This is a genomic window from Clostridium sp. 1001275B_160808_H3, from assembly GCF_015550425.1.
Taxonomy (GTDB): Bacteria; Bacillota; Clostridia; order Clostridiales; family Clostridiaceae; genus Clostridium.
This window is the reverse complement of the sequence record NZ_JADNAT010000011.1, coordinates 50,348-62,771: the sequence shown is the minus strand read 5'-3', so window position 1 is coordinate 62,771 and position 12,424 is coordinate 50,348. Positions and strand designations below refer to the sequence as shown.

Annotated in this window: 15 protein-coding genes; 2 read left to right on the top strand and 13 right to left on the bottom strand. The window is 26.6% G+C overall.

Annotated features, from left to right (window positions below):
* Positions 1 to 16: 16 nt before the first annotated feature.
* From I2A75_RS09875 to I2A75_RS09840, 8 genes are all read right to left on the bottom strand, one after another.
* Entirely contained in the window at positions 17 to 1,438 is a 1,422-nt protein-coding gene (locus I2A75_RS09875; RefSeq protein ID WP_243242132.1) for a flavocytochrome c, read from the bottom strand.
* A 106-nt stretch (positions 1,439 to 1,544) separates the two neighbouring features.
* On the bottom strand, positions 1,545 to 2,243 hold the full coding sequence (locus I2A75_RS09870) for a response regulator (RefSeq protein WP_099346620.1): 699 nt from the start codon (positions 2,241 to 2,243) through the stop codon (positions 1,545 to 1,547).
* A 2-nt stretch (positions 2,244 to 2,245) separates the two neighbouring features.
* On the bottom strand, positions 2,246 to 3,784 hold the full coding sequence (locus I2A75_RS09865) for a sensor histidine kinase (protein WP_195264306.1): 1,539 nt from the start codon (positions 3,782 to 3,784) through the stop codon (positions 2,246 to 2,248).
* A gap of 100 nt (positions 3,785 to 3,884) precedes the next feature.
* Positions 3,885 to 4,463, bottom strand: a complete 579-nt coding sequence (locus I2A75_RS09860) for a hypothetical protein (RefSeq protein WP_195264305.1) — start codon at positions 4,461 to 4,463, stop codon at positions 3,885 to 3,887.
* Positions 4,464 to 4,553: 90 nt separating this feature from the next.
* On the bottom strand, positions 4,554 to 4,985 hold the full coding sequence (locus I2A75_RS09855) for a rhodanese-like domain-containing protein (protein WP_207733797.1): 432 nt from the start codon (positions 4,983 to 4,985) through the stop codon (positions 4,554 to 4,556).
* Between the two features lie 63 nt (positions 4,986 to 5,048).
* Positions 5,049 to 6,203, bottom strand: coding sequence for an RNA-binding domain-containing protein (locus I2A75_RS09850; protein ID WP_195264304.1), 1,155 nt, complete (start codon positions 6,201 to 6,203; stop codon positions 5,049 to 5,051).
* Positions 6,204 to 6,303: 100 nt separating this feature from the next.
* Positions 6,304 to 6,861 carry a TlpA disulfide reductase family protein gene (locus I2A75_RS09845; protein ID WP_195264303.1) on the bottom strand — a complete coding sequence of 186 codons (558 nt, stop codon included), beginning with the start codon at positions 6,859 to 6,861 and terminating at the stop codon, positions 6,304 to 6,306.
* Between the two features lie 13 nt (positions 6,862 to 6,874).
* Positions 6,875 to 7,555 (bottom strand): cytochrome c biogenesis CcdA family protein, encoded by a 681-nt coding sequence (locus I2A75_RS09840; protein ID WP_195264302.1) that lies wholly within the window; start codon positions 7,553 to 7,555, stop codon positions 6,875 to 6,877.
* A 178-nt stretch (positions 7,556 to 7,733) separates the two neighbouring features.
* Here I2A75_RS09840 and I2A75_RS09835 point away from each other — a divergent pair, with 178 nt between their 5' ends.
* Complete coding sequence (locus tag I2A75_RS09835; RefSeq protein WP_195264301.1) at positions 7,734 to 8,582, top strand: DegV family protein; 849 nt, start codon at positions 7,734 to 7,736, stop codon at positions 8,580 to 8,582.
* A 34-nt stretch (positions 8,583 to 8,616) separates the two neighbouring features.
* On the opposite strand, the gene I2A75_RS09830 is transcribed toward I2A75_RS09835, so the two are convergent.
* The 4 genes from I2A75_RS09830 to I2A75_RS09815 form a co-directional block, all read right to left on the bottom strand.
* Complete coding sequence (locus I2A75_RS09830) at positions 8,617 to 9,351, bottom strand: alpha/beta fold hydrolase (protein WP_195264300.1); 735 nt, start codon at positions 9,349 to 9,351, stop codon at positions 8,617 to 8,619.
* A 45-nt stretch (positions 9,352 to 9,396) separates the two neighbouring features.
* Positions 9,397 to 9,546, bottom strand: a complete 150-nt coding sequence (locus I2A75_RS09825; protein ID WP_195264299.1) for a hypothetical protein — start codon at positions 9,544 to 9,546, stop codon at positions 9,397 to 9,399.
* Between the two features lie 41 nt (positions 9,547 to 9,587).
* The gene (locus I2A75_RS09820; protein ID WP_195264298.1) at positions 9,588 to 10,016 is read right to left on the bottom strand and encodes a DUF3783 domain-containing protein; all 429 of its coding nucleotides are present in this window, start codon (positions 10,014 to 10,016) and stop codon (positions 9,588 to 9,590) included.
* A 96-nt stretch (positions 10,017 to 10,112) separates the two neighbouring features.
* On the bottom strand, positions 10,113 to 10,634 hold the full coding sequence (locus I2A75_RS09815) for a putative ABC transporter permease (protein WP_195264297.1): 522 nt from the start codon (positions 10,632 to 10,634) through the stop codon (positions 10,113 to 10,115).
* A 218-nt stretch (positions 10,635 to 10,852) separates the two neighbouring features.
* Here I2A75_RS09815 and I2A75_RS09810 point away from each other — a divergent pair, with 218 nt between their 5' ends.
* On the top strand, positions 10,853 to 11,713 hold the full coding sequence (locus I2A75_RS09810) for a cation diffusion facilitator family transporter (protein WP_195264363.1): 861 nt from the start codon (positions 10,853 to 10,855) through the stop codon (positions 11,711 to 11,713).
* 49 nt (positions 11,714 to 11,762) lie between these two features.
* Here I2A75_RS09810 and I2A75_RS09805 read toward each other — a convergent pair whose 3' ends face one another.
* The gene (locus I2A75_RS09805; protein WP_195264296.1) at positions 11,763 to 12,416 is read right to left on the bottom strand and encodes a membrane-spanning protein; all 654 of its coding nucleotides are present in this window, start codon (positions 12,414 to 12,416) and stop codon (positions 11,763 to 11,765) included.
* Positions 12,417 to 12,424: the final 8 nt, after the last annotated feature.

The following is a 12,424-nucleotide window of genomic DNA, read 5'->3' as shown; positions in this document are numbered from 1 at the left end:
CTCCTACAATTAAATCCTATTTAATAAATGCTGCTGCATTTTTTCCTGCTGTTCTACCAAAAGTAACTATATCAGCTAATGCATTTCCACCTAATCTATTTCCACCATGAACTCCACCAGTTACTTCTCCTGCTGCAAATAAACCAGGAATTACATTTCCATCTTTATTTAAAACTTCAGCATTTGTATTTATCTTTAATCCACCCATTGTATGGTGCACAGCTGGAGTTACAGGTATAGCATATACTTTTCCTTCATTTAATTGTCTTGGAAGGTCTTCCCTATTAAATTCTGAATCTTTTTTAGCTGCAACCGCTTCATTGTACTTATTAATTGTTTCAGCCATTGTATTCTTATCTATTGATAATTTTTCTGCTAGTTCTTCTACTGAATCCGCTTCTGTAACTAATCCCATATTGAAGTATTCCTCAGTTGCTTTTAAGCTCTTTCTTAATCCTTCATCAAAGAAAAGATAAGCTACTCCATCTTTTTGATCTAATATAGCCTTTGAAACTACATCTCTTGTAAATAATTCATTTGTAAATCTTTTACCATCCTTATTAATAAGAATTGCTCCATTACCTCTTACAGCTTCTGTTACCATTACAGCCTTTTCTGGAACAACTGTTGGATGAGTTTGAATTTCCTTCATATCTACTAAATCAGCACCAACATTTTCTCCAAGAACTATACCATCACCAGTAGCTCCGTTATGGTTAGTTGTTGCAAATCCTTTTAAATCTTCTTTATAACTAACTACCATTTCTTGATTAGCTGAGAATCCACCTGCTGCAATAACTACAGCTTTTGTATTTATAGTATATTCTTTTCCTTCTTTATCAGTAACCTTTACTCCTGAAACATTACCATCTTTATCTAAAACTATTTCTTTTGCTTCATTCCATAATCTTAAATCAACTTTTTCTTTTTCAGCTGATGCCTTTAATGTATCAACTAAATGAGCTCCTACAGCTGCTCCCCCTGTTGGTCTATGAGTTCTATAATTTGTAGCTCCTGCCATTCTACCAACATCTGATAAATCAGCACCTAAATCAGTTAACCATGCAACTGACTCTTTAGCTTCATTTGATAACTTTTCAACTAATTCAGGATTGTTTTTTTCATATCCACCTTTCATAGTATCATCATACATAGTTTGTATTGAATCTTCTATGCCTTTTGCTTTTTGTTGTTCAGTTTCAGCTGCATTTAATCCACCTGTAGCTCTATTTGTATTTCCACCTACCATTGGCATCTTTTCTAAAACAACAACATTTTGTACTCCATCTTGTTTAGCTTGTACAGCAGCAGATAATCCTGCACCACCAGCTCCTATTACAACTATATCAGCAGTTTCTTTTTTTCCACCACAACCAACTAAAGCTGTTGGAACTAAAATTAAAGCTGACATTACTAATGCTAAAACCTTCTTTTTCATTTAACATTCTCCCCTTAATCTTTGAGTTATTTTCATCATTAGTATATTTGTTAATTAATAAACAATCAATATTGTGGTCATATTGTTTATTTTGGTCTTTTTGGTCTTATTTTTTAAGTATATAATAATTTGTTGGTCTACCTATTTTTCCATACTCCTGATTTATTTCAACTTTACCTTCTTCAACCATCTTTTCTAAATATCTTCTTGCCGTTACTCTAGCTAGTCCACTTCCTTTTGCAATTTCTTCTGCAGTCAAATCTTGTCCATTCTTTTGGATCATATAATTGATTATTTTATTGTATGTTTTTAAACTCAAACCTTTGCACAATTCTTTTTCTTGTATTTCTTCATCTAGAAAATTAGCATTAATATTTAATATATATTGGTCTATATAATCTTGATTTATATTATCTATATTATTTAATTCAACAAATCTATTCCTATAATTAGATAAAGCTTCCTTAAATCTCTCAAATTTAAATGGTTTTATTAAATAATCAATCGCACCATACTTAAATGCCTCATCTACTGAAGATTTACATTTATCAGCGGTAATTAAAATAGTATCTATATTTATTTCTTTGCTTCTTATCCATTTTAATAAATCTATACCTTTTCCATCTGGCAAAAAAATATCTAATAAAACTAAATCAGCCTTTTCTTTAGTAATTTTAATTTTTGCTTCTTCTATGCTACTTGCATCTCCTACAACTATAAAACCTTCAAGCTTTTCTAGAAACCTTGTATTTATTTCCTTTACCATTGGGTCATCTTCAACAATAAAAACTTTAATTTTATTCATTGCTATATTTCTACCTCCCATGTTGTAATCTTATCTGAAGTTAATTTTAAACTGCCATTTAATGATTCTATAATATTCTTTATATTATATAGGCCAAGGCCTCTAAAATTTCCTTTTGTACTAAATCCCCTTTTAAATATTTCTTCTTTTGTATCATCAGCGATTTTATTTCCATTATTTTTAACTATTATTTTTATTTTTTCTTCTTGAAAGATTCCAATATATATATATCCATTTTCTCTTGATTTAAGTTCTTCAATTGAGTTTTCTAAGAGATTTCCTATAATAGTCAATATCTCTTGTACTTTTATATTATTAGGAATAAACTTTAAGTATGATTTTTCATCAACTTCAAATTTTATTTTCATTTCATCCGCCTTATTATATTTAGAAAATAACAATCCTTGTATTGATGGCTCTTTTATTTTACTTAAATTATCTGTTATTATTCCTCTAGTTTCTGTTGTATGGAAAATGTACTCCAAAGCCTTATCAGTTTCATCTAATTGTATTAGTCCTGCTATTGTATGTAATTTATTCATAAATTCATGATTTTGAGCTCTTAAATTCCAAGTTAGCTCCTTTACTCCTGTTAACTCTTCTGCCATATTATGAACCTTTGTAAAATCTTGAAAGCTCGCAATTGCTCCTACAACCTTGCCATACTCACCAATAATGCTGTAGAAATTTCCCATTATTATTATATTATTTTCTAATCGTATTTCCTTATTGAATATTCTACTTCTTCTATACATAACTTCAAATAATAAATTTATTATTTTACTATCTATTTCATCATTTGAATTTATATTAAGTATTTCTGAAGCTTTATTATTTATTACTGTAATACATCCAGAATTATTTATTGCTATTAATCCTTCTTCTATATTATTGATAATAGATTCTTTTTCTCTTAATTGAATAGCTATTTCTTCTGGCTCTAATCCATAAATATCTTCTTTTATGTTAATAGCTAACTTCTTTGCTAAAAAAATTATAACAACAAAAACTCCTATAAATACAGGTATTAATCCTTTTATATATTCCTTCACCTCCCCTCGTAAATCTCTTTTTAGCATTCCTACAGCTACAGCCCCAACTTGTACACCATCTTTATGTACTGGTACAAAGCCTCTTATAGATCTGCCTAAATGCCCCTCTCCTTCAGATACATAGGTTTCTCCTTCTCTTAAAACTAACTTTTCATCTCCACCTAAAAATCTTCTTCCAATATTATCGGGAATTGGATGCGAATATCTAATTCCTTCATTATTCATAACTGTTATAAATAATAATCCTGTTTTAAGTCTTACTCTTTCAGCAAAGTTTTGGACTTTTAAATGTGTTGGATCTCCATTATCAGCTAATTCTTTTTGAATCATAGGATTGGCTGCCACCACAAAAGCAGTATCAATAAGACTCTTTCCTATTGCTTCAGTTACTTTATTATTTATAACTACTAAAGAAAAAATACTTATAATTAATATTACTGCAATAAAAATACTAATTGTAAGTCTTGTAATTTTCTTTTCTAAAGTCATTTTTATACTCCTATACTATAATCATTATTTTTTTCACACAATAATTATACATTAATATATATAATGTAACAAATAAAAAGGATGAGATAACTCTCACCCTTTACATTGGTTTTATTATATCTAAAACATAATTTTTAAATTCTTCAAAACTTCCACTTATTATTGAAGCTCCTTTATTTATTTTTCCACTATTAAAATTATATTCTGCTGAACCATAATTAAAGCTTGCACTAGAAACTATTATACTTGCTTCTGTAACTCTATAATTTACTTTTGCTAACATTACGTCCTTGCAGAATTCCACAAAATTATTAGCCTTTTCTATATTTCCATTACATACTACAGTTAAAACAAACTTAAATAATTCATATCCTCCAATAAGTGGTATCATAGAACCATTTGCCATGTAAAATACTTTACCCATGTTATAGAAATACTTCATATTACCATAACTCATTGTTCTAAATTCATAATTTATTTCTAAATCTTTATTATTTAATGCTTGAAATTTTTCTACTATATCATTCCATGCTCTTGCTTCAGCAGTTTTATTATTATTTATAACACTTTTAAATTGTGAAAAAGCATTTTCTAAATCTTTATCCCTATTTACTACTGATCCATTAACAGCAACGCTATACTCATTATTTTCATATATTAATTCCACTCTATTATTCATCTTAAACTCCCCTTACTAATAAATATAAATTTATTATCTAATAATAATTATTATATCATAATAGTTTATAATTTCAAGGACTATATTGTTTTATTTAACAATCTCGTATGGCCAATCTTTTATGCCACCAAAATCATATACGTTAGTGTATCCCTTTTCTAATAATATATTCGATGCTTTTTTACTTCTATTTCCACTTCTGCAATACACAAGAATCTTTTTATTCTTATCATTTAATATATTTTCTGCTTCTTCTTCTAATTTATCTATAGGTATTAAAATGCTATTTTCTATATGTCCACTATTATATTCTTCTTCAGATCGCACATCTAAAATAATAACTTCATTTTTTCCCATTTCGTTTTTTGCTTCTTCTGCATCTATTTGGGTTACTTTAATATCTTCAGTTACACTTTCAGAAGCTTCATTTTCTTCTCTGATATCTTTTTTATTTGTACAGCCTGTAAAGAATGTGAAATTAAAAATAAATATTAATGATATTATCGATATAGCTTTTTTCAATTAAATCACCTCATACAAATTATAAAATAAAATAATAAATAAGTTTGTGATAAAGTCACAAACTTATTTATTATATATACTTATACCAGGAAATATTACTTTAAAATAATCATCTTTAATTGAATTTATTAATTTAACCTTACCAACGCCATAGAAGGCTTTTTTCATTCTTAAGAATCCTCTTCCGTTATTTAAAAATCTTTTATTATTATCTAAAGTTATTAATTTTTCATAAAGCCACATATTTCTTTTGCTGTGACTTATTCCTTTATCTAAGTTGTTTTTTTCTATTAAAGCCCCTGGACTATTTATAGATATAGATTTATATCCAATATTTATTTCAATAACTCTATTTACTGATGAATATTTTCTATATAGTACTGCATTTTTTATTCCTTCTATTATTGCAGATGATGGGTACTCCTTTGGCATTAAATCATAAATTATCTTTTCTGCCTTATCAACCATTTCTAATATATTACCTTGAATTATTATAACTTCATCTTTATTTTTATTTATTCTATTTATAATTTTTATCATATTTTGGGGTATCCATAAGCTATTATAATTTGAAAATATTAATAATCCTCCTAGAGTACAACTCATATTTTCACTTTCTTTTTCCTTATATGCTATTCTAGAGCTTTCTAAAAGAAACTCCTTATTTTCTTCATTTAGCTCTATTCCTTTATTTTTAAAATACTGTTTAAGTAAATCTTCATCCAAAAATGAAATATCACTTCTCATAACTATAGATGTTTCCATAAAGAAATCTAAATTCTCTTCAAAAGCTTCTATTAACTCTTGCTTTCTCATTGTATCTGTAGTTGAACCCCTTCTTATATAGAAAGCTCCATTTTCTCTTACTTGATATGGCTTTTGCTCTCCTGAATATATAGTTATTACACATACTTTTTTTCCCTGAATATTACATGTATCAACTGATATTGGGATAGGTGGCTCACATCTTGATGATACTATTTGCTGTACTTGCTCTTCTTTTACAATTTCTGATTCATTTATACCTATAATTTCTTTACTTTTATCTTCTACACCTATTATTATATATCCTCTTCCCCCTCTAGAATTAGCAATAGCACAAACATCCTTTGCAAGCTCTTTTTTATTTCCTTCTGATTGTAATGATAGCTTTAATTTAAAATCTAGCTTTACTCCTTCTTCCTTTTTTATTAAAGAAAGTAACCTCCTGCTATCCACCCAAATATCCCCCTAAATAAAAGTCATTATATTTTATATTACTATAAAAATATAAGATCAGACACATAATCTTTTGCCTGACCTTATATTTTATAAAAGTTTACTCTATAAGCTTCTTAATATAGTTATTTAATATTTTTTGATCAATTAATCCCTTATTATCTTTAACTATATTCCCATTTCTATCTATAAATATAGTTCTTGGTATTGCTTGAACAGCATAAGCATTTGCCGCACTAAATTTTGTATCAAAAACTATTTTCATATCTAAATTGTTTTCTTTTAAATAATTTAATGCCTTTTCTTTAGTTTCTCTTTTCCCATCTGTAAGATTTACCATAAGTATTTCAACATCATCACCATACTTTTTCATTGCTTCTTCAAAATATGGCATTTCTGCTTTACATGGGCCACACCAACTTGCCCATATGTTTACTATAACTGGTTTTTTCCCTTTAAAATCAGATAACTTTATTGAATTTCCAGCTTCATCATAAACTTCAAAATCTTTAGCTGCCTTATAATCTGTTGAGCTATTTTCATTTGTTGTATCTATAGGCATATATTCACCAGCTAAATATCCATATCCAAACTTTACTATTACAATTAATAAAATTAAAGATATAATTATTGTTATTAATTTTTTCTTATCATTCAAGCTTTTTACCTCCCTAATTAAATGTAAGTATTGATAATAATAAATTTAAGTATCCTGTCATCATTAAAAAACCTATTATAATTAACAATATCCCTGAAATAGTATTAATAACCTTGTAATTTTTCTTAATGAACGTAAAAGCACCCTTTAATGTATCAATTAATAATGCTGATATTATAAATGGAATTCCAAGGCCTAAACTATAAGTAAGTAACATGAATATCCCTTGCATTGAATCTTTACTATTTGCTGCTAGCATTAAAGCAGATCCTAGAAAAGTTCCAACGCACGGTGTCCAACCTATTGCAAAAATAACTCCAAATAATATTGAAGAAATTAAATTAAGATTATTTAAATCACTTTTATTTTTTAATTTAAAACTTCTATCTAAAATTGATATTTTTAAAACTCCAATGTAATTTAATCCAAATAGAATTAATAATGCTCCTGCTACAACATTAAAAGTTTTCATATACCTTTGTATAAATACTCCAAAGGTTCCAGCAGCTCCACCTAGAATTGTAAAAACAATTGAAAATCCAATTACAAATCCAATAGAGTTTATCAAAGCCTTATTACCCTTTCTATCATCACTACCTCCCATAAAATATGAGACATATATAGGAAGCATAGGTAATATACATGGTGAAACAAACGTAATTATTCCCTCCAAAAATAGAATAAGATAATTCACAACATCACTCCTCTCCTTTTTTTGATAGTATATCATAATATCTGGAATAATTGAATAAGTTACTTTTATGACACCATAGAAAGTAACATTTTATTATCTAGTTTTTAAAACTACATGTTGACCATATTTAATTTTATGATATATTATTGATATAACAATAAATGAAGGGAATGTTTTTATGAATAAGATTGCATTGATAACTGATAGTACATGTGGTTTACCTAAAGAATTTATTGATGAATATGATGTTAAAGTTGTTTCTTTAAAAATTTTATATAAAGATAAAGAATTTATTGATGGAATAAGCATTACTCCTGAAGAAGTTTATTCTAAATTACCACAAGAACTTCCTACGACTTCTATGCCTGCTGTAGATGATGTAATATCTTTATATGCTGAATTATTAAAAAAAGGATATACTCATGCAATAGTTTTACCTATATCATCTGGTTTATCAGGTACAATAAACAGTTTTAGGTTAGCTAGTGAGCAATTTGAAGATAAAATAAGTACATTTATATTTGATACTAAAATACTCTCTATGGCAGTTGGATTATTAGTTATTGAAGTTGGTAAGATGATTAATAAAAAAATGAATTTTGAAGATATATGCAATTCAATACCTAAACTTAGAGAAAATTTATGGATGTACTTTACTGTAGATACTCTAGAATATCTAATAAAAGGAGGTAGAATCGGTAAAGTTACTGGTGGAATAGGAGAAATGCTAAATTTAAAACCTATAATAACTATGAACGATGATGGCGCGTACACAAATTATGCAAAAGTTCGAGGGTCTAAACAAGCATTTAAAAAGCTTCAAGATTTAGCTACAAATATTTTAAATAAAGGTAAAGGTAAAGTTATAATAATGACTGGTACTATGCATAATGAAGCCGATAAACTTAAAGAAATCTTATCTTCTCATGAAAATACTACATTTATATATAAAGGTACCATAACTCCAGCTGTTGGAATTCACTCTGGTCCTAGACTACTAGCTGTTGCTGTTATGTCTGAAATATGAAAATAGATATTGTAAACTAATTAGTTTACAATATCTATTTTTCTAAAAACTCTAATGTTGTATTTATCATTTCCTTTTGTTGCTCTTCCCAAGATATTATAGACTCATTATCCCCCTTTTGATTTCCATATACCCCAAACTGTGCATGATTTCCACCATTGATTTCTTTAAAAACTGCTTCTGCTGGCAAGTTTTCTTTACTATCTTCTATATCATCTATAGTAGTTAATCCATCATTTTCAGCATATATACTAAGAACTTCTATATCATTATCTGATAAATCACTACTACTTGATGGATATGATCCTAACAATATTACTCCCTTAACTATACCTTGATTATTTTCTGCAAACATAGCGGCACTTACTCCCCCCATAGAGTGTCCACCAACATACCAATCATCTATATCTGCATTTCTTTTTATAAATTCACTTGCTTTATTATTGTCTAAAATTGATAAATTATAATTGACATCTGCAATTGACACTAAATATCCTGCCTTTGATAACTCATTAGCATAATAAGAATAACTTAAAGGTTCTACTAAAGCACCAGGATATATAACTATTCCTACATTTTTATTATTTTGTTTTGGATAAAATACATAAAAGCTCTCTTCTTTAGAGTACTCGTCTACACTTATGGTATTAAATAATTCATTTAATGGTTTATATGTATTGCTTGTCCAAATTATAAACCCTAAAAATATTAATATAGTAATACTTAAAATAATACTTGCTAAACATTTGACTTTTTTATTTAATTTCATTTAACACCTATTTATATTAAGATAAGACTAAAAGCCTTATCTTAATTATTTTTCTAAATTTAATTTTACTGCTTCTAAATCTTCTTCATTTATTTCAAGTAACTTTATAATTGTTTCTTCATCTAATCCTAGATTTTTAAGATTTAAAAATCTAGTAGTTATTGTTTGTAATTCAACTTCTCTCTTAACCCCCATTTAAAATCACCTCTTTTATCTAAGAATAAATATAAAGTAAATTATTCTGCATCATGTTCAAAATCTTTTCCTGTTTTCATTGCTATTCTTTCAGCAACTAAATTTTTTAATAACACATTAATAGTCCATTCTTTAGATGTTTCTGTAACTGTTGCCTTTAAAACATTATTAACTCTAAATTTCTTTAAGTTTTCAATGAAAATTCCCATTTTAGCACCTGGAATATTATTAAATATTATTGCTTTATTCTTTATTCCATCTTCTGCATCACTTAATATATTACCCTCTATTACATCTTTCACGATTGAATTTCCATTTTTATAGCTTAAAACTATTCTATCTCTAATTCCAATCATTCCAGCAAGATTGCTTACTGTTTTTATTTCCTTTTGATTAAAGTTGCATAAAATTACACAACTTCTTCCTTCTTTAACTTCTGTATCTTTTGTATCTAATTTTTCAAATGACATAATCTTCTCCTTCTTAAATTATAAATTTATATATCTATATCATATAAAAATACTAAGAATTAAGCAACCTTGAATTTTTTACAAATATACTTACTATTAATTTTGAATAACAGGACTTCTATAAAGCATTTTTATTGTCATTATTAAATCAATAATTATTATAAAAATAACAATGCCATTTGTCATTCTAAATACCTTTTCTAAACTTAAATATATATTATTTACTATAGGTTGAAGTAAATTAATTCCTATATAACACAATATCATCCAATATATAGAAAATCTTAATGTTATCAAACCTTTATAATTATATTTTAATTTAGAGTAATCCCAATATTGCTTATTAAATATTTCTTTTAATAAATATCCACTTATAAATTCCACAGTTGTTGGAACTATTAGAAAAATTATAAAGCTTATAATATTATTAAAATTAAAATACTTATCACATAAAACTAAAATAGTAAAAGCAATACCATACATTGGTTTATATGGTCCTTTCATGAAACCTTCCTTTTTAAAATTTCCTGTTATTATGTAGCTATATACTCCTTCAATTACCCATCCTACTAGCGAATATAGTATAAAGTTAAATAAAATAAAATTTATTATAGTCATAAAAAATATCGACCTCCATTTAATTTTACTTTTAGTTTAACCAAAACTTATTCATAAATACCTTAATCCTTTAATTTGATTACTCTATTCCCCATCCCCTTAAAATCTTTATTTATTTACACTAAATTCTCATTTTTGCATTTTTTATTTCATTGTAACTTTTATATTTTGTAAGAATAAAATGAAATTGTAGATTATTTGTAAAGGAGAGGACTAAAATAGAATCTAATTATAAAAAAGTTAAGATAATATTATTAATAATATTAATAGCTAATATAGTTGTCGCTGTATCAAAGATATTAGTTGGATTAATTATTAATAGTTCTAGTGTAATGGCTGATGGATTTCATTCCATTTCAGATGGTGCATCGAATATTGTAGGCATGATTGGTATTGTTATGGCTTCAAAACCTAAAGATACCGATCATCCATATGGACATAAAAAATTCGAAACAATTGCAAGTATGTTTATAGGAACAATGCTTCTATTTATATCTTTTAATGTTATTAAATCTTCTATTAGTAAATTATTTAATCCTTCAACATTGGAAGTTAGTCTAGAAAGTTTAATTATTATGTTAATAACTTTATTTATTAATATATTTGTTGCCTTTTATGAAAATAAACAAGGCCAAAAGCTTAATAGTCAATTATTAATAGCTGATTCCCTTCATACTAAAAGTGATATCTTTGTTTCCATAGGAGTACTTATAGCTCTATGTTCTGTAAAACTCGGACTTCCTCCAGTAATAGATACAATTGCGTCTTTCGTTGTTGCTTTATTTATTCTTCATGCAGCTTACGAAATATTTAGAGATAATCTTTCTTCTTTAACGGATAAGGTAATGTTAGATGAGGAAGTTGTTGTTGATATTTTAGATGAATTTGATGATATAAAAAATGTTCACAATATTAGATCTAGAGGATATAAAGATTATGTATTCTTAGATATGCACATAAAAGTAGACTCAAATTTAAGCGTTGATGAAGCACATAGCCTTGTTCATAAGGTTGAGGATACTTTATCTGATAGACTAGGAAAAAAAATTGATGTTATTATTCATGTTGAACCTGATTGATTATAAATAAAATGACTAGCTATATATTATATAACTAGTCATTTCATTGTTAAAAATATTGGTTATCTGGTGGTTTCACCTTCATATATTCTTCTATATTAAAGTAGTAGTTTCCATCATACTCTATTTTACCTAATGCCTTAATCCATTGACCTTCTTTTAAAGTATCTTTACAAATTGAATTTAATCCTATTATTACTGAATCTGCTACACAACAGTTCATTTCTTCTCTAGCCAAAATAAATTTTTCTTCACCATTATGCTTGTGGACAAATCCAGTGAAAATTATATATTTACCTAAATAATCTTGTCCATTTTCACTTATTTCCTCAATTATATGGTGATTTTCATAAGATACTTCTATTGCTTCATTAGCAGAACTATTTTTAAATTTATAGTCATTTATGCTAAATTGTTCTTGAGAAATAAAATCATTTAATAATATAAAAACTCCAATTACTAAAGTAAATATTATAGGTATATAACTAATTGAATTATCTTTTCTAGTATTAAAACTTATAACTTTAAATATTTGAACTATAATTAAAATAGGCAATATAGCTAAAGCTATATATAAATTTTTAGCAGTTTTTGGACTTAAAAATTTATATATATATCCTGATAACATTAAATAACCAATAAATGTTGTTAAAAGAACTAGTATTAATAACCATATAAATTCATCTACATTAAATTTTTTCATGCTACCTC